Annotated in this window: 16 protein-coding genes and 1 pseudogene; 5 read left to right on the plus strand and 12 right to left on the minus strand. The window is 67.5% G+C overall.

Features of this window, described 5'->3' with window-relative positions:
* Positions 1-93 precede the first annotated feature (93 nt).
* Positions 94-2991, minus strand: coding sequence for a helix-turn-helix transcriptional regulator (locus tag ACZ55A_RS06635; RefSeq protein WP_468835280.1), 2898 nt, complete (start codon positions 2989-2991; stop codon positions 94-96).
* A gap of 484 nt (positions 2992-3475) precedes the next feature.
* Between ACZ55A_RS06635 and ACZ55A_RS06640 the strand changes: the two genes are divergently transcribed.
* On the plus strand, positions 3476-4441 hold the full coding sequence (locus ACZ55A_RS06640; protein ID WP_468835283.1) for a LysR family transcriptional regulator: 966 nt from the start codon (positions 3476-3478) through the stop codon (positions 4439-4441).
* A 197-nt stretch (positions 4442-4638) separates the two neighbouring features.
* The gene (locus ACZ55A_RS06645; protein WP_468835286.1) at positions 4639-6624 is read left to right on the plus strand and encodes a collagenase; all 1986 of its coding nucleotides are present in this window, start codon (positions 4639-4641) and stop codon (positions 6622-6624) included.
* A 410-nt stretch (positions 6625-7034) separates the two neighbouring features.
* Here the strand turns inward: ACZ55A_RS06645 and ACZ55A_RS06650 are convergent, their stop codons facing one another.
* Complete coding sequence (locus ACZ55A_RS06650; RefSeq protein ID WP_468835289.1) at positions 7035-7505, minus strand: pyridoxamine 5'-phosphate oxidase family protein; 471 nt, start codon at positions 7503-7505, stop codon at positions 7035-7037.
* Between the two features lie 278 nt (positions 7506-7783).
* Positions 7784-8935: a M4 family metallopeptidase gene (locus ACZ55A_RS06655; RefSeq protein WP_468835292.1), complete on the minus strand. Its 1152-nt coding sequence runs from the start codon at positions 8933-8935 to the stop codon at positions 7784-7786.
* A 657-nt stretch (positions 8936-9592) separates the two neighbouring features.
* Here ACZ55A_RS06655 and ACZ55A_RS06660 point away from each other — a divergent pair.
* Positions 9593-9907, plus strand: coding sequence for a DUF5959 family protein (locus ACZ55A_RS06660; protein WP_468835295.1), 315 nt, complete (start codon positions 9593-9595; stop codon positions 9905-9907).
* 111 nt (positions 9908-10018) lie between these two features.
* Here ACZ55A_RS06660 and ACZ55A_RS06665 read toward each other — a convergent pair whose 3' ends face one another.
* The gene (locus tag ACZ55A_RS06665) at positions 10019-11320 is read right to left on the minus strand and encodes a lanthionine synthetase LanC family protein (RefSeq protein WP_468835298.1); all 1302 of its coding nucleotides are present in this window, start codon (positions 11318-11320) and stop codon (positions 10019-10021) included.
* 98 nt (positions 11321-11418) lie between these two features.
* Here ACZ55A_RS06665 and ACZ55A_RS06670 point away from each other — a divergent pair.
* Positions 11419-12395, plus strand: a pseudogene (locus tag ACZ55A_RS06670) (helicase-related protein); the annotation flags it as partial.
* 477 nt (positions 12396-12872) lie between these two features.
* On the opposite strand, the gene ACZ55A_RS06675 reads toward ACZ55A_RS06670, so the two are convergent.
* Both ACZ55A_RS06675 and ACZ55A_RS06680 read right to left on the minus strand, forming a co-directional pair.
* Positions 12873-13121: a hypothetical protein gene (locus ACZ55A_RS06675; protein ID WP_468835301.1), complete on the minus strand. Its 249-nt coding sequence runs from the start codon at positions 13119-13121 to the stop codon at positions 12873-12875.
* The gene (locus ACZ55A_RS06680; RefSeq protein ID WP_468835303.1) at positions 13118-13876 is read right to left on the minus strand and encodes a nucleotide-binding protein; all 759 of its coding nucleotides are present in this window, start codon (positions 13874-13876) and stop codon (positions 13118-13120) included. Before ACZ55A_RS06680 ends, ACZ55A_RS06675 begins: the two co-directional genes overlap by 4 nt.
* Here ACZ55A_RS06680 and ACZ55A_RS06685 point away from each other — a divergent pair.
* Complete coding sequence (locus ACZ55A_RS06685) at positions 13871-14056, plus strand: hypothetical protein (protein ID WP_468835305.1); 186 nt, start codon at positions 13871-13873, stop codon at positions 14054-14056. The genes ACZ55A_RS06680 and ACZ55A_RS06685 overlap by 6 nt on opposite strands.
* 121 nt (positions 14057-14177) lie before the next feature.
* On the opposite strand, the gene ACZ55A_RS06690 is transcribed toward ACZ55A_RS06685, so the two are convergent.
* The 6 genes from ACZ55A_RS06690 to secY form a co-directional block, all read right to left on the minus strand.
* Positions 14178-14567 (minus strand): hypothetical protein, encoded by a 390-nt coding sequence (locus ACZ55A_RS06690; protein ID WP_468835309.1) that lies wholly within the window; start codon positions 14565-14567, stop codon positions 14178-14180.
* A gap of 732 nt (positions 14568-15299) precedes the next feature.
* Positions 15300-15656 carry a hypothetical protein gene (locus tag ACZ55A_RS06695; RefSeq protein ID WP_468835312.1) on the minus strand — a complete coding sequence of 119 codons (357 nt, stop codon included), beginning with the start codon at positions 15654-15656 and terminating at the stop codon, positions 15300-15302.
* Between the two features lie 645 nt (positions 15657-16301).
* A complete protein-coding gene (locus ACZ55A_RS06700) occupies positions 16302-16484 on the minus strand; it encodes a hypothetical protein (protein ID WP_468835315.1) in 183 nt (60 codons plus the stop codon).
* A 132-nt stretch (positions 16485-16616) separates the two neighbouring features.
* Positions 16617-16763 (minus strand): hypothetical protein, encoded by a 147-nt coding sequence (locus tag ACZ55A_RS06705; RefSeq protein WP_468835318.1) that lies wholly within the window; start codon positions 16761-16763, stop codon positions 16617-16619.
* A gap of 177 nt (positions 16764-16940) precedes the next feature.
* Positions 16941-17660 (minus strand): hypothetical protein, encoded by a 720-nt coding sequence (locus tag ACZ55A_RS06710; RefSeq protein ID WP_468835321.1) that lies wholly within the window; start codon positions 17658-17660, stop codon positions 16941-16943.
* A 1026-nt stretch (positions 17661-18686) separates the two neighbouring features.
* On the minus strand, positions 18687-19997 hold the full coding sequence (gene secY / locus ACZ55A_RS06715; protein WP_468835324.1) for a preprotein translocase subunit SecY: 1311 nt from the start codon (positions 19995-19997) through the stop codon (positions 18687-18689).
* Between the last annotated feature and the right edge of the window lie 709 nt (positions 19998-20706).

Raw genomic sequence — 20706 nt, forward strand, 5'->3', positions numbered from 1 at the left:
CGGTACGCGAACAGCCTATCGGCCGTGGTTGGGCTGATCCGACGGACCGTCAAAGATCAGCCCCCGAAGGCGACATGTAGGCGGAGCAGCCCCTCACGGCTCCCCCGCCACGGGCCCGCTCCGGACGGACGTCCCTTCCCCCACCGCGTGGATGTCATCGAGTGCGGCCGCGAGTTGTGCTCGTCCGGGGATGCCCAGTTTCCGGTAGGCACGCGTCAGGTGGGTCTCCACGGTCCGCAGGGACACACACAGGTGCTGGGAGATCTCCTTGTTGCTGTACCCCTGGGCGGCCAGCCCGGTGATCTTCTCTTCGCCGGCCGTCAGGGCACCACCGGCGGACCGGGCCTTCCGCGCGGTGACTCGACCGCCCGCGCCGTGCAGCCGCTTCTCCAGGCATCGTGCGAGCGAGGAGGCTCCGCACTCGACGGCGATGTCCAGTCCCTGCCTGAGAACGGTACGAGCACCGCCCTTGTCGTCGCGTCGCATCAGCGCGCGCCCGTACGCATGCAGAGCTCGGGCGAGCTCCAGACGAGCGGGCGTGCGCTCCAGGGTATCGACCGCCTCAGCCAGCAGTTCGAGCCCTTTGGTTCCGTCGTGCAACCCCGCATGGGCCAGCTGCGCCAGCCCCACGGCCCGCGGGATCTCACAGCGCCGCGCACGATCGAGCTCCTCCTCGATCAGGGCGTGCGCGTCCCGATGACGGCCCAGCGCGACCTGGAGGGTGGCGGCGCGGGACCGCCACGGGGACATCGCCGGGCTGAGCGTGCCCGCCGCCGTGAGGTGGTGACCGCACTCATGCAGCAGCGACAGCCCTTCACGGAGGTCGCCCCGGGCGGCGCGCAGGGCCGACAGGCTCATCAGAAACCGGGGCCATTCCCAGGAGATGTCGGCGGGATCGCCGAGGGTGTACGAGGCCGCGATGCTCTCCGCGGTCTCAAAGTCGCCCTGTTCCCGGAGGATGTCGATCCTGATGGCGTCCAAGGACATCCGGTGGACGGGTTCACCTTTCGGACACGTTCTCTCCGCCGCCGCACGGGCCGTGACGGCCGCGTTCCCGATGTCGCCCCTGTGCCACAGGATTCCGGCGCGGTAGATGAGCAGCGATGACGTCAGGAGGTCATGTCCCTTCCCCTTGGCCTCCCGCAGCAGGTGCCCGTAGAGCTCCTCGGCCCGGTCGAGCTGATCCAGGTGCAGCAGGGACCGAGCGAGGCAATAGTGCAAGGGGAACAGATCCGGGGAGAAGGCGGGCAGATTGACGAAGGCGCGGTCGACCAACTCCGTGACGTCCTCGGCCGGCGATCCCGCCCGTACGGCGTCGAACGCGCGGATGGCCAGCAACTGCCGTTCCCCAGGGGTGTTGCCAACGCCCTCCATGCCGGTATGAGCACCCACCGCCCTTGCCTCGGTCCGTATGGAGGGACGCTCGAACTCCAGCCACCAGCGCAGCGCCTCCATACGGAGCTGCTGCTCCTGGGAGGCGGACCCGGTCGGCGGACGCCTGGACAGTTCGGCGGTCAGCCGGTCCAACTCCGCCGCAGACTCGCGGTGTTCCTGGGACAGCAGATAGGAGTACGTGAGCACGCCGACGGCTTTGGTACGGGGTGAGCCGTCGGTCAGCCCTTCGAGCGCAGCCGTCCCGTACGACACCGCGCGTGCCGGGTCGTAGTGGCTGGAGACGAGGGCGAGTTGCAGCAGCACCTGCGCTCGCTCCTCCGGCGGGATCGGCTGGTGCACGGCGTGGCGCAGATATGTGACAGCGGCCTCGGGGGCGCCCCGGCGCACGGCTTCTTCGGCGGCTCGGCGCAGCACGGTCACGGCCCAGCTGCCCTGGACCGGACCGGCGGCCAGGAGATGGGCAGCCACCTCTTCATCGGGTTGCCCGCCGAGATGGAGGACATGTGCCGCCCGGGCATGGGCCTCCCCCACCTCTTGAGGCGACCATTCCGCCAGTACGGTGTCCCGGACGACGGGGTGCACAAAGCACAGGTCGTCACCGGCGCGCAGCAGGCCGAGGGAGTGCAACTCCGCCGCCGCGCACCGGATCACGGCCTCGCCCTTGCCGCAGTAGGCCGCCAGCAACTCCAGTGACCTGCGGTCGCCGAGGATCGTCAGCCCCTGCGCCAGTGCGGTCATCTCCTCGGAACCGTGGCAGAGCCGGTGCCTGATCTCCCGATGCAGCGTCTCCAGACCGAACGTCTTGATCCGCGCCCGTCCGTCGTCGTCGGGCCGTATGCCGCTGCGACGCGCATCGCACAGCAGGGCGCGCAGGAAGAGCGGATGGCCGTCCGTGGCGGCGTGGCAGGCGGCGGCGAACGACGGATCCACCCGGTGCGTGGTGAACACCTCGGAGACCAAGCGTTCCACGCTGCCGAGTGCCAGCGGCTGGAGCAGGACCGTATGACAAGTCGAAGGGTGGAGCAGCTCGTTGAACAGCGGCTCGGGCGCCGGCCGCTCGCCCGTGCGAGTGGTCACGGCCAGGAGGACGGGGTGGGCGTCCGCCCGGTGCACCAGCCCCGCAAGCCACCGCAACGACGGCGGATCGATCCACTGCACATCGTCGATCGCCAGCAGCAGCGGCTGACGACGAGAGAGACGGAGGGCAAGGTCCTCCAGACCCTGCAATGTCTCCACCCCGCCGGCGTGGGACTCCGGGCCACGATCCAGCCTCTCCTCCGAGCTGAGCATGCGCGCCACCGAGTCTGCGGCGCCGCTCAACAGACTTCCGTGGTCGCCGTCGAAGGAGCCTCCGAGGCACGGCTCCAGCAGCCGACGGACCGTCCCGAAGGCGAAATCACGCTCGAGCGGGCGACATCGTGCCCGCAACACCAGGAAGCCGCGCAGTTCGTTGAGCCAGTGGTGCAGCAGGTCGGTTTTGCCGATGCCGGCATGCCCGTCGAGCTGTACGACTCGAAGCGATCCGTTCCGAACCTCCCCGGCCACCGCCTCCATGGCGGCCAGTTCCTCGGCGCGGCCTACGAACGGCCAGCTCACTTGCGCGGATGACGGGCCCCGTAGCGGCTCGGCCCGCTGCGCTCCATCCGGATTCGTTGTGTCGCGTCGGCGCCTGTCCATCCGATCGATCACCTTCCGCCTTTCGCTCTGGCAGACGGCGGTTCGCCCACGCGGGTTGCTCGTGTGGCGGTCCATATTCCGCTTTCGGATCGCGGAAGCAGCCTGGTCACTGGCCGGCCAGCACGCACCAAACTGCCGAATGGGCACGAACCTCACATGACGGGACCTCGTCGTCGACAGCCCGACGCACAGCCCACCGGACGCCGACCTGCCGACCCGATGTCCGCGGGCCGCTCAAAACACATCCGCCGGCGCGAGTGGGCAGAGAACCATGGGGTGAGCGTCGGCTCCCACGCCGGGCTGCCGGGCTGCCGGGCTGCCGGACGAGGGTGCGCGCCGGGCGCCCCCCACGGTGGCACTGCACGGTTCGGGCAGGAACAGGACGGGCGGGAGGGGTATGGGTATGGAGTTGGAGCTTCGGCACCTGAGAGTGCTGTGTGCGATCGCCGATGCCGGGAGCGTGGGCCGGGCCGCATCGGACCTGGGGTATTCGCAGCCGGCCATGAGCACCCAACTCCGCCGTATTGAGCAGTACTTCGGCCATCCGCTGTTCGAGCGGAACGCCTCGGGCGTGGAGCTTACGGGGTACGGCACGGAGGTCCTGGCTCAGGCCCGTGACGTCCTGGCCCGCGCGGCTGCGATCGGGCGCCGGCCGGCCACGGACGGGACGAGCACACGACGGCCACTCCGCCTCGCGGCGACCAACTCGCCGGTGCTGGCCGGCATGCTCATCCGGCTCCGGAGCCGGATGCCCGATCTCGCGCTCACGGTGAGCAGTGTGTATCCGTCCTCGGAGATCGTCGAACTCCTGGAAAACGGTGAGGTGGACGCCGCGATCGCCGCGGACTACCCCGGACGTGAACTGCGGCACTCGGCCGCCGTCGCGCACCGCGGGATCGTCACCGAACCGTCCTTCGTCGCACTCCCGGCCGGGCACCGGCTACGGCACTGCCGGGAGGTGGCGCTCGCCGACCTGGCCGACGACGCGTGGTTTCTGACCCCGGACGACGGGGCGGGCTGGCCGGGAGTCTTCTACGCTGCCTGCCGGGCGGCCGGATTCACCCCGGCGGCGGTCCACGAATTCCTGGGCGACCGACAGCAGTTGCAGAACATGATCGCCGAAGGCATCGGGATCTCCATCGTGCAGGCGACGCTCCGGCCGATCCCCGACGTTCTCGTCAAACCGCTGGCCGGCACGCCCCTGTGGTGCCGTTATGTGCTGGCCTGGCGACGCGAGGGCCTTGCCGACGAGGTGGCGGACGCGCTGTTCGACTCCGCCTCCGGGACATACCGCACCCTCATCGCGCAGTCGCCGCACCTGCGGGCATGGGCCTCACGGACCTGGAGCGTGGCCAGGCGCTGCCGTTAGGACCGGGCCGTTGGGACGCGGCCGTGGGGAGCAGGCCGTTGGAACCCGGTCCCTCAGCAAGACTTTCGGCCGGACGTTATGACGAACGGGGGTCATGTGCTATGTCACACCTTATTGTCGCGGTCAGGGTGCGCTGAGAAGGTGCCACTCACGCCTCAGCGCAATCCCGAGGCGCATCTGTCCACGAAGGAGCATGGATGCGCTACCGCTTCCCCCTGCCCAGGAGTCTGGCCGGCGGTCTGACCGCCTGCCTCGCCACGGTCGGCCTACTGGCCGCGCCGGCACTGGCGGCGCCGCCCTCGCCGGACGACACCGCCCAGGCCGCCACCGCGTCCCGGCCCACCCCCCACCCCGTACCACCACCGACCGGCCGGACGGTCGGCGCGAACGAAAGGCCCGCGCAGCCGGGCCAAAAGCGCAGCGTTGCCCAACTCCCCCCGCTCAGCGCGAAGAATCCCCCCACTTCTTCGACGGGCGCGGAACACGGTGCCGCGGCCTCCTGCAACCCGTCCGACTTCGGCGGCCGGACCGGATCCGAACTGGTCGAGTTCGTCAAAGCCTCGACCACGGAATGCGTCAACACCCTGTTCAGCGTCACCGGCAAAGACGCGCACGACGTCTTCCGCGAGGACCAGATGGTCACCGTGGCCAAGGCCTTCCAGGGCGGGGCGACGTCGTATCCCGGTGACAACGCGGAAAAAGTGCTACAAATCGTGCTGTTCCTGCGCGCCGGCTATTACGTGCAGTCCAACCATCCGGACGATGTCGGCGACTACGGCCAGACCCTGGCCGCGGCCAGCCAGGGCGGTCTGGACGCCTTCTTCGCCAACTCACATGCCAAGGACGTCACTTCGGACAACGGCGATGTCCTGAGCGAGGTCATCATCCTCACCGACAGCGCCAACGAGCAGGCCCGCTACCTGAAGACCTACAAGGAGGTGCTCAGCGCCTACAACGACTCCTACAACGACATTCCCAGCATGCTGGCCGCCGTCAACGACGTCTACACCCCGCTCTGGCGCGGGAACTGGAACCCCGAGTACGTCAAGGCGGTCACGGCCGACCCGAGCATCATCGACACCCTCAACACCTTCGCGCTCGACCACCTGGACATGCTGGGCACCGACAACTCCTACCTCGACTCCAACGCCGGGATGAACGTCGCGCGTTACGTCGAGCATCAGGCCCTCCGGGAGAAGGTCCGGCCGCTCATGAAGGGCCTGCTGGACGCCTCGAAGATCACCGGCAAGACGGCGCCCATGTGGGTCACCGTCGCCTCCCAGGCCGACTCCTACGACAAGGACAACTGCTCGTTCTACGGCGTCTGCGACCTGGCCGACCAGCTGACCAAGGCGGCCCTGCCGGTCACCCACGAGTGCGACGCGAACCACACCATCAAGGCGCAGGCCCTGACCGCCGAGGAGCTCGAAGCCGCCTGCACCAGCATCCTGAGCCAGGACTCGTACGTCCAGGACCTGGTGAAGAACAACGGCCCGATCCCCGACCAGTACCTATCGACCATCCAGCTCGTCGTGTTCGGCAGTCGCAACGACTACCAGACCTACGCCGGGGCCATCTTCGGCGTCGACACCAACAACGGCGGCATCACCATGATCGGTGACCCGACCAAACCCGACAACAAGCCCATGTCCATCATGTACCAGAGGGACGACGACAACGGCTTCCCGGCCCGGATCTGGAACCTCAACCACGAGTACACGCACTACCTCGACGCCCGTGACGACATGAAGGGCGACTTCGGCCAGCAGACATCGGTTCCGGACGTCTGGTGGATCGAGGGCCTCGGCGAGTACGTCTCGTACGGCTACCGCAAGATCACCGACGAGGAGGCGGTCTCCGAGGCCGGCAAGCACACCTACAAGCTGAGCACGCTGTTCCAAAGCACCTACGACAACAGCGACGTGACCCGCACCTATCCCTGGGGCTACCTCGCGGTCCGCTACATGTTCGAGAAGCACCCCGAGGACATCGCCACCATGCTCGGACACTTCCGGACCGGCGACTACGCCGGCGGCTACGCGGTCTACAACGACATCGGCACGCGCTACGACGCCGACTTCGACTCCTGGCTCACCGCCTGCGCGGACGGCGCCTGCACCGCCAAGCCAGGCCTGAAGGCCGCACCTTCGGCCCAGCGGCCTCCGGCCCGACCGTCCACCTGACCGACAACTCCACCCCGCCCGGCGGCGGCACGATCACCGCACGGTCATGGCACTTCGGAGAGGCCACCCTGTCCACTGCCACCAACCGCCGAACCTCCACGCCGCCGCCGGGACGGCCCCCCTCCCCCTCCCCGAGGCCGAGACCGCCCGACAGAACTACAACCAGCCGGGAGCCGAGCGCGGCGTCGACCGCCCTCGGCTCCACGCCATCCGCTCTTCAGCGGGGATCGGCCGCCGACAGTGCGGGCAGTTGCGGTCCCGCAACCGCAAGAAACGCGGCTCCCGCGGCGGCCGTCCGCCAAAATTCGACCCGGAGGACTACAAGGCCCGGCACGCGTTCGAGTGCAGTATCAACCGTCCTTATCGCGCGCGGCCATCGACGAGTGGCTGAGACCAGTTCGAGACGCGACCTAGACCAGCCACTGCCCATCGCGCATCAGGGTCCGTCCGGCCATCTCGGGGACCGTTCCCCACGCCTGCATCACCTGCGGGGTGACCTGGAAGAAGACGTACGAGGGGTGGTCCTCGCGAGGGTCCCAGCCATCCTTGGCGGCGAAGGCGTCACCCACCTCAATCGGAAGGTCCTCGCGGGTCAGCATGCGCGCGGTGCCGTGGACCAGGACCACGTCCCGGGTATGGCCGAAGCAGAGCCGGACCCGGCCCGAGGCGCACAGGTTGTGCCCGGTCGGGTTGGTGTCGCGGGTGGACAGCCACACCGTCTCGCCGTCCCACCAGAAGGCCAGCGGAACAAGGCACGGCTCGCCGGTGGCGTCGGCCGTGGCGACCCATACGTCGTTGTCCCGCGAGAGCCGTTCCAGCGCCTCGCGCTTGCGCTGCTCCGGGCTACGGGGTCCGCTGAGGTGAGAGTCAACTGCCGTCATGGGGGGAGGCTATGACGGCAGGCACTCGGTCACATCCGGCGGCGGAACTAGGTCGCAAGGCGGAGGGTCGACCTCGTACGGGGCGTACGCAAACAGCCCGACACCGCAGCAGCAAGCGCGTCGGACGGGATCTCGCTACACGCGCTGGGCACAGGTGGCAGCTCGGGCACTGCCGGCGGCGGGAGTCTGTTCTTCGCCGGGTCGGCGGGCCCGGTCGGCGTCGCGGGCCTGGCCGCGCAGTCGGTCCGCAGCCGGGCAGTGCGTGCTGTCGAAGGGGATCACTTCACGTTGACCGCGGTCCAGGCCTGCTGGACGGTCTTGTACTCGGCGCTGGCTTTGCCGTACAGGGTGGCGGCGGCCTTCAGCGTGCCGGCCCGGGCCTTCTTGTAGTCGGTGGTCGAGGTGAACTGACTGCTCAGCGCCTTGTACCAGATCTTTGCGGCTTTCTCGCGGCCGATACCGGTGACCTTCGAGCCGTCGTATGTGGGGCTGTCGTAGGCCACGCCGTTGATGACCTTCTTACCGCTGCCCTCGGCCAGAAGATAGAAGAAGTGGTTGGCCACCCCTGCCGCGTGGTGGGCGTCGTCAAGACGATCGATACCGGGCTTCCAGTAGTCCGGGGACTTGCCGTCCTTGGAAGGCTTGTCCATGTAGCGCATCGGCTTGCCGTCACCGCGAAGATTGGCCTTCTCGCCGATGAGGTAGTCAGGGGTGTCGGCGGCGAGGTTGGCGTTGAACTCCACCATCGTGCCGAAGATGTCGCAGGTGGCCTCATTCAGACCGTTGGATTCGCTTGTGCCTTCAAACCCGACCGTCGCATAGGTGACGCCGTGAGTGAACTCGTGGGCCACGATGTCGAGTTCGGTCAGCGGCCTCTTGTCGTCCTTGCCGTCGCCGAACCAGAGACCCTCGTCGTGTTCGGCACCAGCAAGGCCCTTGCCGTAGTGGACGACCACCAAGGGGCCCTGGCCGTTGCCCCACATGCCCTTGCGGCCGAAGGTGTTCTTGAAGTAGTCCCAGGTCTTTCCGGCAGCGAAGTGGGCATCGACAGCGGCCGACTGGCGGCTGCTCACGGTGCCATCGCCCCATACGTTGTCGGTGTCGGTCAACGGCTTGCCGGACGATTCGTCCCGGTTGTCGCGGTTGCCGAAGTCGACGGTCGACAGGCCGCCGCGGGTGGGGTCGGTAAGCACGTACCTGCCGTTGCGCAGCAGCGTGTTGACTTTGACCTTGCCGACGTGCACGCCGTTACCAGTCCCGATGGGGGTCCCCGCAGACACCCGCGCCTGCGAGACCGCCTCAGCACCACTGTGCCCACCAGGCGCCAAGGCGTTGTTGCTCGTCCCGGCCGAGGCCGGGACCATCTCCACAGCGGCGACCAACACCGCTGCGGCGCTCGCCGCAACTCCCAAGGCCAACTTCTTACGCACTGTTCCTCCTTCTTGTTCCACGTCCGTGATGGCGACCGCAGACAAGCGCCCTCGTCCACCAATGGGCGGGCACAGGACACGGGAGGCATAGATGTGCGGCCACACACCGTCCGGGCCCGCCCAGGCAGGCGGCCTCCACACAGCTCACGGCCAACTCCGGGGGCCCTGTTCACGCCTGCGCCCGCCGGCATCGACGCACGAGGGCGACGAAGGGTTCTCTGGCCGCGAAGAACGGGATGTCACCGTTCAGCGACGCGAGCCACCGGCGCGTTCTGCAATACTTCCTCGCTTGCCGGTTGAGTAGATGTCGCCTTCCCCCTCAGGGTTCCGAAAACCAATCGGTAACTTGCAGCCGACCGGCAGGCTCATTCTGCTTCCCCTGAACTCAGGTATTCCCGGCCAGGAAACGGGGCTCTATGCCGGCAAGTGGAGGCCCCGCTCATCCCTGCCGGGGAGCGCGCAGGCCAGAAATGGAGAGCCGCTGCTGGAGTACTACTGAACCTGAAAGCGTGATGTCGGGGTCGATTACCTGCCGAGGACAGGAGGTCCCGGCTTGACCCTGGGCACGCGATTCCCCAGGCCTGGGCCTGGCTGTGTCACCCGTCCGGCGAAAGGAGAAGATGCAGCCCACGTCGGCGCACGAAAGCGAGCAACTACATGACGGAACCCGCTCCGATGGACCTGATCCACCTCGCCGATCCGGACGGGAACCGCTGCATCGTGCGCGCCACGGGACGGTCCAGGCCAGGTGTGCTGACCGGCCACGACATTCTGCGCGCGGACGTGCTCGCCTCCGCGAGCTTCGTCGACGCCCGGCTCGACCTCTCCCTCCTCCAGCATGACCTGGACTCCTGGGAGCAGGAGCTGTCCAACCTCGGACCAGGCCAAACAGTCAGCATCGGCGGATTCCGCGGCTTGAGCCTCGACATCCACATGCACGGAGACGACACACCGCCCAACCATCCGCCTTGATGCGGGCCTGTGACAACAACACCTCCAGCCGGACTAACTGACGCTCCATCAGTTCACCGGCTCCCACAAGCCGTGATCACCGATACCCGAGATCCACTTTCGCAACAGGACCTAGCCTCCCGGGGGCACGGGAGCGCGGCCGGAGAGCCACTCGGTCTGATGCACCACTGGCTGGTCCGGCCAGGCGACCGCATACGCAGGGTCGGCTCCGCGGCTTATCCGTACGAAGCGCAGCAGTTCGCGCACGATGCCGGCGTTGCCCATCGCCCACCCGGTGCGGGGTTCGAGGGCGTTGGGGGTGACCCGGTGTTCGACGTTCGACCACCGCACTCCGTCGGTGTCTCGGGTCGCCCGGGACACGATGTCCGCGACGAGGAGCCGTGCGAAGTCCGGCTGGTCGCCCTGTTCGGCCATCCGGTCGCAAGCCAGCGCCAGGACGCCGGCCGTGCCGCAGCACCGGCCGCTGTTGTCCCAGAAGCCGGGTCGCAGACGGCGCGGCAGGCCGCAGTGGGTCACGGTGTACCAGCAGCGGTCGGCGAGGACCTGCCAGCTGGGATCGTCGAGGACATCCCGGAGCAGCCGGAAGACCTGGGCGTCGCCGGCCGGGCCGTGACACCAGCCGTAGCTGTAGCGTTCGGTGAGCTCGGGGTGGTCCTGCGGGTCGGAGTGGGGGACGAGGAAACCGGCCGGGCCGGCCTCGTTTCGCGCCACGACGTCCGCAGCACCCGCTCGCGCCAGCTCGACGAAGTCGGCGCGGCCGGTGGCCCGGCCGACGCAGGCCAGCGCGTACACGATGCCGAGCGTGCCGTGCGAGATGTGATGGAACCGCGGGACCCTACCAGCTTGCACCTCCCAGTGGACGCCTGCCGGGCTCTGCTCGGCCGTGCGCAGGTAGGGCTCCAGCGCGAGCACGGCCAGGTCGGTATCCCCCACTGCCAGCGCACCGAGGCCAATGCCGGCGTTGCCGCCGAGCAGTTCGAACCAGTTGCCCCAGCGCGTCCCGTCGAAGCGTGAGCGCACCAGCCCCAAGGCCCGATCCGCGGCAGCAGCGGCATCCGGAGCGCCCAGTTCCTCGTGGACCGCCCGCAACGCGAGCGCCAAGCCGGCCAGGCCGCAGTACAGGGAGTTGTCCTCCCAGCCGTCGACGGCGGCGGACACGCTGCGAGCGGCGCGCAGGGCGGCGTCGCCGTACCGGTCGTCGCCGAAGTGCCGCCAGGCTTCCAGAAGGACGGGTATGACACCGGCCGTGCCGCTGTAGAGCGTGGGGTTGGGCTCGTCGTCGGAGGGTGTGACGGCCCAGGCGAGGCCGTCGTCCCCAGTCTCCCGCGCGCTCCCGAGCAGCCAACGCAGAGCGTCCGCTGTCATCGCTTCGACCTCGTCCACCGCTACGTTCGCCGCTTCCGCCGTCGTCATGGCTCTCACCTTGGCAGGCGGCACGGAACTCGCACAGATGGCCTGACTTGCACCGCCGTGTGACGGGTGCAGTCCACGCCGTTACGTTGCAGCCCAGGCGGTCCACCGCCCCGACGGATGCGGCCGCCCGTCAGAAGTTGTCAATTGACGAACGGCGGCGGGCCGAGGAGGCATTCGCCAACGCGCGAGACTGTGTGATCGTCTCCACCAGCACACTGGAACTCGGCATCGATGTAGGGGACTTGGACCGCGTCACCCAGATCGATGCGCCCGGCACAGTTCCCTCGTTCCTCCAACGGCTCGGCCGCAGCGGCCGACGGCCCGGAACGACCCGCAACTGCCTCTTCCTCGCCGTCGACGAGGACGGGCTGCTCGGCGCCGCTGGCGTGCTCCTGCTGTGGTCACGCGGCTGGGTGGAGCCGGTGACGGCGCCGCCCGAGCCCCGGCACATCGTCGCCCAGCAGGTGCTGGCGCTTTGTCTTCAGGAAACACCGGTCCGGAGACCGACTCTGGCAGGAGTGGTGGGGCGGGCCCGGTCCTTTCGGTACCTCGGCCGAGCCGATCGTGTGCGCCATCTGATCGACGAGGGGTACCTGGAGCAGGACGGCGCGATGCTGTTCATCGGCCCTGAGGCAGAACGGCGCTTCGGCTACCGCCACTTCATGGACCTCACCGCCGTATTCACGACTGCTCCCGAATTCACGGTCCTCGCCGGCCGCACCGAAATCGGCACGACCAACCCCTTCCTGCGGACCGAGGAAGTGGCGGGCCCCCGACGGCTGCTGCTTGCCGGACGCAGCCGGCAACAGTCGCTGATCCCCTCCAGCGTCCGACCGACACATACGTGAGGCTCCGAGAGGACCTAACAGCCGCCGAGTGGAAGGAGGAGGCCACTGCGGTCCAGCCGATCAGTTGTGTCTGCCGGCGGTCGACGCGCGTGCCCTGAACGGGCTGAAGTCCAGCGCATGCTTCCGCCCCAGGTGCGGAGGCCACTCTTGCCGCGCGTCTCGCCGACCTGGACGGGGCAATGACCGTGCTCAAAGATCCCTCAAGGTTCACGGTTCTGGGCCGGTGACTGCGCCGCATACCGCCGGGCCATGTCAGCGACACGCAACCAGTGGTGCCGTCCGCGACAGACAGCTGTGGCAGAACAGGCACTCGCGATGCACGTCCTCCCCGCCCGCCAGCAGTAGCCCAATCGGCCTGTTCAGCAGCCGACAAACACGATCCGCCCCGTCACCCGCCAGGCGGGTGACGGGGGTGGCGCGGGTGGAGGGATGCGAGTCAGGACCCCGCTTCCTGCTCGGTGAGGGATGGCCACCAAGTCAGTCCGCCACAAAAACGGGCGGGGACACGACAGGGGGCGCGCCGCAAGGCCTGTGTCGGCCACTGCGCGCCGGGCGTCCCGGTGCCTCATCCCATGGGCCCCGCGACAGGACTTCTCGCGACGGATGCGGTCCGCCCCCGAGGGCGGGGCTACCGGGATCTCGTCCGGCGGGGCCTTGACGCACCCCGTCCACCGAAAGCTGGACAACCCGACGGTGGTGGTCGGTCAGTCTCCGGGCCGAGACACCCTGCCGGCGCTGACGGCCAGGGTACGCAGGACGGTCGTGCCGGCAAGCGCTACCCAGGAGACCGGCTGTGCCACCCATCGCGTCAGATCGCCCCGCAGATCGGGATCCACCTCGACGGTCACCCGGATGTATCTGCTCTGCAGCGTGGTGACCTTGGTGGGCCGGGGTGCGGAGACGTCCTGCCCGCGCTGCAATGCGGCGCGGTAGCTTTCCTTGCGCTGGCTCATACCTCATCCTGACGCTTGATCAGTTCCTCCGCGAAGTCCATATACGCCGACCCCTTGGCCTGGACCGGGTTCCCGAAAGACTGGGCGTACAGATCGAGCCGCGCGATCTGGGTGTCCAGCACCTCGAAACCCCGCTCGGTGAGTGCCTCACGAGCGTCGGCATCGGGCCCGGTGCGCGTGGCATCCGGACGGTTGGTGCGATTGAGCAGGACCGCCGTGCGGGCCGGCTCGGCGCGCAGGGACTGCACGTCCGCCATCTCGCCGCGGATGGGTGCCATCCGGTCCAGTTCGATGGGGGCAGGGGTCACGGGCACGATCCACTCACTGGCGTACCTCATGATGCTGCGGGTGATGCGGGGATGGTCCTCCAGCTGGGGCGCATCGAGCACGACGGCCTGCCGATTGCCGAGGAAGTCGTTCACGCGACGGTGGACGTCCCCCACCGGCAGGGCGATCACCGGAAACGGAAAGCCATCGGCGAGCTCGCTCCAGCGCAGCGCGGAAGCGGCCGGGTCACCGTCGACCAGCAGCGGCGAAAGGCCCGACTCATGAAGCGCGTGGGCCAGCCACACAGCGCTCGTCGTCTTTCCGACGCCGGGCTTGAGGTTCACAAACGCACAGCTCAACGACACAAGAACTGACAATAACGGGCGTGATCGTCCAGTTTCGGTCGGCACGAGGGCGTGGCTTCGTAGTTCACCCGCAAGAAGTGAGACCGGTTCCGGGGCGTCGTCGAGGAGCGCCTGGGCGTGCACGCCGGAGATGATGACCTCAGGCCGGCGGCGATCTTGCGGAAGCCCTGCGGATCCCGTTCCGACTGCTACGGCTCCACCGCGTCGTGGCCGATCTCCACGATGCGGCGCAGCCACACCGTCACGATCGGCGGCGACCAGATCGCGCACGGTGTACAGCTGCGCGGACAGCGCAGGTCATAGAACGAATCCCCCGAGAGAGCCCGTCGGGACGGGATACCGGCGGAGAGCCGACGGGGTCAGATGAGGGTGAGCGGGCGCAGGGGTGCGGGCGGCCATGCGCAGGCTTCTCTTTGCCTTCTCCTCAACCGGCCACCCCCGAAGCTCGCCCCAGGCCAAGCGCACGGCCTCTCACCGACCCTGGACCTGATGTGGCAGCGGCTTCGGCCGCTTCTGCTGACAGCCCCGCTGATTCAGCGCGCCGGTGAGGCCGAGCACACTGGCTGAGACACCTGGCCTCGTAGGTACGTCGATCGTGGGTGTCGAGTGAAGTGATGGAGGTGACCATACCGATCGCCAGACCGCTCACCTCATCGACCACCGGCCCGCCGCTGAACCCTGAGGCGAGATCGTTGTCCTCCGTCAACTGCAGCAGCCGGCCCGTTCCGTCGCCTTCGGCAAGCAGGCCGCCGGCCTTGCCGTAGCCGAAATGACCGCCCCGCGGCGCCTGGGCGGGAAATCCGTAGGAGACCACCCGGTGCCCTCGAGTCCCTGCGCATGACCCGCCGGCCCGTCGAACTCGGGCGCAGCCTCGAACAAAATCGTCCCGCCGCCCTCAAGCGGCATACGTGCCGGATCCTGCACCAACTTCCCCTTTAAGTTGCCGAGTTCGCGCCTCGCGCCCTCGACCAGGCGGCCGTATACCCCGTCCGGATCAAAATCAGCCGGCCCCACTGATCGGCCGGACAGCTCCACAGGCGTTCTGCCGGGTGCCGGGCAGCAGTTCGCACAGGAGTGGGGCGGTTCGGCATCCATGTCGATGCCTTCGCTGCCGAGCTGGTCGTTTGCGGGGCAGGCGGGCTGCGGCTTCCCCTGGCGCATCGAGGTCGCCAGCGGCATGGTGAGCGCGGAAAGCGTGCCCGGTGGAGCGCTTCGGATTCTTCGCAGGCGATCAGGCCGCGGTGGGCTGCCCACAGTGCACCGGTCAGCTCGCCGTCTTCACGGAGGCGGTCGGAGAGTTCCAAGGGTGTCGATGACGGCCTCGCACAATTCCTGGACGAGCGGTTCGACCTAGGAGCAGCACTGCCCGGCTGAGGTCGTGGTTGGCCCGCAGGGTGGCTGTGGGGGGCTCACCTGTGGTGCCTTCGTGTGAAGCACCTGCGACGGAGGCACACCGTAGCCGGGACGGTTCCACTCCGACGCAGCCGCTCACCACTCCTGGCAGAAGCCAACACTGGATCGTCCAGCCGGTCCGATCTCACGGCCCTTAACGACCCGCGTTGTTCTCGTAGTACACGGAGCAATTGTCGGTACCCCACCGGACGTTGCGGCAGAGGTGGTAGCGGACGATCGCGTTCTTCTTCCACTTGTGCTTGAACGTGCGGTGTTTATGGCATCCGCCGCTGAAGTGTTCTTCGATCGGGCCAAAGTTCCCGACGTTCCACTCCACGTAGATTTCCTTGTTGTCACAGGCCGTGTCGTACAGGACGAACCTGTCGCCCTTGGCGTAGAATTTCAGCTTCGCCCCGGTGGTCTTGATCGTGCGGGTCGAAGCCGATGCAGGAATGGTGCTCGTTGTGGTGAGCGCCAGCGCAGTGAGCGCGACGATGGCGGCGCTACGCATTTTTCGCACATTGCCCCCTGGAGTTTGCGTTATTCGATCACTTCAAGGTAGCCATGCCCCTGGCGCTCAACAATCGACTTTGCCTTCCTTGGCTCAAAAAGCGCTTCACGACTTTCCCAGACGATGTTTACGCCGCTGTCGATCCGTTCGGTTCAACAGCGGTGGTCGAGAACATTGTTCGACTCAGGAACCCGCTGTACGTGGGCAGCCCAACCGCCGGGCGCACACCTCGTAACATTGGCTGAGTGGGCGTGGTCAACGTCCATCGTGCACTGCGGTGCGACCAACGCCGCCAGTTCACGCCCCAGGGCGGCGTATCGCGCCCGAAACCACTCGGCATCATCAGCAGCGTCGTACAGGCCTGCCCCGCGGTCGGCCCAGAGGCGCTCCCTCGTTGCGTGCACTTCAGCAATGCATTCCGGCACTCCGCTACCGGGGTCGTAGACGGTCTCGAAGATCGCGCCGTCACCCAACTTCTGGCGCTCCGGCGACGACGTGCGGGTTGCGGACGCGCACCCAGCACCGGCGCCGAGGCCGCCCCCTCATGGGCTGACCGCGGCGGCTGAAGCTGCGGTGAGGTGCACAGCGAGTCGGGCCGCGTCTGTCCGTCGCACTGGCAGCCCGACGTCCTTTCCGGACACCCGATCAGAAGTCGTAGCGCTTGGTCACCGCGAACGTCGTCCCCGCGAGCGCCGTTCCCGCCGGCGTCTCGGCCCACTGAGCAAGCAGCAGCGGTTGCTCGTCCACGGACTTCAGCAAGTCTGTGATCTCGCCGGCATGCGGTGGAGCCGGAAGGGCGCAGCCGATCACGGTGCTACCCGTCGCCATGCTGTGTTCTCCGGCTCCCAGCGCCCGATCTTGATCTCCCAGGAACCGTCGTCATCGCCGGGTTCCGGCGCTTGGACCGTCATGGAGAAACCGTCAGAGTCGTGCGGCTCCGCAAAGATCTCGCGGCTGGGGTCATCCGGTGAGCGCACATGCCGGTGCACCGGGGTGTGCTGTGACCAGCTCCCGGAGGTCGGCGACAGTCTTCTCCCGCTCCTTTGTGGTGAACCCTGCCTCACCGCGATCGAGCTGTTCGCGCGTCTCGTCACCCAGTGTGTCCATTCCGTCGTCTCCAGCCCCGGTCGCAGGCCCGGCCATCGGTGCGGGACTCGGCATGGAGCCGGCACGCCGCGGCCTTCCCCGCCGCATCGACCTCCTGCTGCACGGAGTCGCCTCAACAGGTCGCCCGAACGTGGTGCGGCTCCTGGTTCCGGCTCCGGTCCCCGTGGCATCGATCACCTAGGAGCACCAGAAGAGGAAGCAGGTCCGCGACCGTGTGGGGCGTGGTGCGGGCGTCGGGTTCGACCCCGCGTTCGTGGGTGACGGCTTTGGCCGGGGCGGCTCCTTGGCAGTGGGGCGGGTGGCGACGGGCGGTGCCGTGGTCGCGGCTGCGGGAACCGCAGAGTGGGAGACGGCGACGTCCGATGCCGATGCCGACGGCTTCGCGGCGTGCGACGGACGAGCCGGCTCTCCCGCGGTCCGGCTCGGTGCGGGCCGCGCGGTGGCGGACGCGTCGACGAACGTGGGCGACGCCTGCGACTCCGTGTGCCTTTCGTGTGTCGGACCAGTGGGCAGCAGTTCCCCCGACAGGCCTGTCGCGACGACGCCGACCAGTACGACCCCGCCCGCGACGCCGAGGGCCAGCTTGGTCTTGCCGCCCTTGCTGCGTCGCGCCCGGCGCGGGCCCTTGCCGCGGCGGCGCGTCGCCTGGGAGGCGTACGCCTCGTCGCCGTCACCGGGACCGGCAGCCGCAGCCGCGTCAAAGCCGGTGGCCGCGCCGGGGGCGAAGTCGCCATCGGCCAGGCCGGGTCCGTTGGGCTTGCCGCCCTGTTCGGGAAAGGGCCCTGTCTCGTAAGACTCCAGGGGCTCGTACGCCTGTGTCTGCTCGTAGGTGTACGGGGCGAGGCCCCCGTCGTACCCGTGCATTCCCGTGTGCTCGTAGACCGGCGGCTCGGGCATCAGCGGGACGCCGCTCTGGTAGAGGGGGTGCGGCCGTGATGGGGGGTACCCGGTGGCTACGCCACCGTGGGCATGGCCACACGTCGGGCACACCTCCGCCCCATCGAGATAGCTCCCGCATCCAACGCAGTAGTCCATGCGGTTGTCCGTTTCCTCCGGTCGCCGCCCCCGTGCGGACAGGTGGCGGCACCCTACTGGCGCGGCGTTGTCCGGCCCACCCCGCCCCCTCGCCAGGCCCGAGGTATACCGATGCGCCCCTGGTGCGGCACTACGCCCTGCCGACCCCCGGCTTGCCCGGTTGGTCGACAGGGAACGCGTCCCTACGTGGCGGCGGACCGGTCGATCGGAGAGGGGACGCCGACCGGTCTCAGGCGCACAGCCCGACGCGATATTCCGCCAGGGCTACCGGCGTCCGGCGTGAACACACCCGGCCGGACGCTCTCGGCGGCGGCAAAGCGCACTCCTCACGCCTACTGGTGAAGAGACACCATTCGGGCCTTGAGGATCCCGAGGTCGGTGTGGGGGCAGCACAGAGCGCATGGGTCCAGGCCTTCGGCAAGGGCGCGCACGGGCTGGTCCTCCTCCGCCACCGGAAGGGGTCGTACAGCTCAGCATCGGAGCCGGGCGACAGCCTGTATGCACCTTCGGTCGCCGTCAACCACTCGTCTCTCGTTCGGTTTCGCAGAACAGGCCGGCCCGTCCGGGTCCACGGTCACCTGACTGTCGGCGTCCTGTGCTGCGTCCCGGGCCAACCTCCAGACGTGTGGGCGTACTTCGGCCCGGCGGTGCGGATAGGACGCGCTTGCCGCCGGCCGCTAGTGCGTCGATGAGCCGAACACGAAGGTGCTTCGTTCCTCACAGTCAACGGAACCCTCAGCAAGTCCTGTTGCTGTAGGGGGAGGAATGCGCCCGCCGCTCTTCTGACCGAGCCTCGGACAGCTCCCCCTCTGAAAGAGCGAGGTTGAGTCGGCATTCCGCGATTGTTCAGTCCTGGCTACGGTGGCCTTGTAGCCAGGACAATGCGCGTCAGCGCAGGAACCCTTCGTAATTGCGCTGCTGGAGCTGACTCTCGATCTGCTTCACGGTCTCCAAACCAACGCTCACCATGATGAGGATACTCGTGCCGCCGAACGGGAAATCGCTGCCGTTGAACAGCACCAGCGCCGCTGTCGGCACAAGGGCGATCAGCCCCAGGTAGAGCGCTCCGGGCCAGGTGATCCGGTTGAGCACGTAGCCCAGGTAGTCAGCCGTGGGTCGGCCGGCCCGGATACCGGGGATGAACCCGCCATGCTTCTTCATATTGTCGGCAATTTCTTTGGGGGTGAAGGAGATGGCGACGTAGAAGAACGCGAAGAAAACGATCAGAAGGAAGTAAAGCGTCAGATAGATGGGTTGGTCACCTCTGGCGAGGTTGGTGGCGATCCACCGGGCCCATCCTGACGCCGAGTTGCCGCCGAGATCGATCAAACTGGGGATGGAGAGCAGTGATGAGGCGAAGATGACGGGAATTACCCCCGCCTGGTTCACTTTCAGCGGGATGTAGGTCGAAGTGCCGCCGTATGAACGGCGGCCGATCATTCGTTTTGCGTACTGGACCGGGATCCGGCGCTGCGCCTGCTCGACGAAGACCACGAGGCAAACCATGCAGAGGCCGACCATGATCACGATGGCGAACTCGCCCCAGCCGCCCAGGATTTTACCCGACTTCTTGATCCCGCCCAGGTTGGCCGGGAAGCTGGCGGCGAGGGAGGTGAACATCAGGATTGACATGCCGTTGCCGATGCCGCGGTCCGTGATGAGTTCTCCGAGCCACATCACTACGGCGGTGCCGGCGGTCATGGTGATGACCATGACGGAGGTCCGGAAGATCGAAGTGTCCGGGACGATCTGGGTGCGGACCTGGCAGGTGGGGAAGAGCCCACCGCTTTGGACTTTGGCCACCAAGGCGGCGCCCTGGAGCACCGCCAGGCCCAGCGTCAGGTAACGGGTGTACTGGGTGATCTTCGCAGTGCCCGCCTGCCCCTCCTTCTTCAGCGCCTCCAGGCGCGGAATGACCACCGTCAGCAGTTGAAGGATGATGCTCGCCGTGATGTACGGCGTGATCCCCAGGGCGAAGATGGTGAGTTGCAGTAGCGCACCACCGCTGAACGTGTTGATCAGGCCGAAGAGGCCGCCGTTGTCGACACCCGCCTTGATGCACTGCGTAACGTTCCGGTAATCCACCCCGGGGGCCGGGACGTTCTGCCCCAACCGATAGAGAAGAAGGATTCCCAGCGTGAAGAGTATCTTTTTGCGAAGACCGGGCGCTTTGAAAACCCTGACGAATACGGTAGGCACTTTTTCAAATCGTCCTTACTCTCGCAAGTTGATAGAGCATTTGCTGCTGATTCCCGACTGTCCTTGCCCGACGAGTTGCTTCCACCTCGGTGGTTGGAGCACCCGTTAATGGCGGCTCGCTGGGGTACGGCCCTCCGGTCCTGAAGTAATCTGCCTCACAAGGCGCACGGGTAAGAGTTGAGCCGAGCACGGTTGTCTTCGCGGACTGATCGCCAATGGCTTCCGCCAATGGATACGCCTCAAAATTCCAGTTGCAGGCGCTGTCGTCGCTGGCCAAGAGTAGGTTTCTGAGTGCAGTCAAGACTGACGTGAAGTCATGGAACGCGCGGCGCTGGGCACGTCTTTGATAGCGGAACCGCATGGCGATCTCTTGGTTGGTGCCTTGGCCGGCGGGACCATCTCAGTGGCTGGTTGCCTGCGAATTAAACGGCTGCGCGGTTGCGGTGGGGCCAACAGGCACCCTGGCAGCGTCGTTGTTGCTGATGTGGAGATTCTGGTGAGCGTGTTCCGTCAGATAGTTGCTGCCGTACGTGCCAGCATGTGGATGTCGAGGGGAAGTTGGTTCGGGTAGTGGCCTGACCCGCTGCGGCCCGGTGATCTGGTCGCGGCGTGGGCAACCGACGCGGCGGGAACGCGGACATCACCGGTGGCTCGCGGATCTGCCGGTCGGCGGGCGGCCGGTGGTGGTCGACTCGAAGCTCCAGCAGCA

Source organism: Streptomyces sp. NPDC034111 (genome assembly GCF_055575375.1).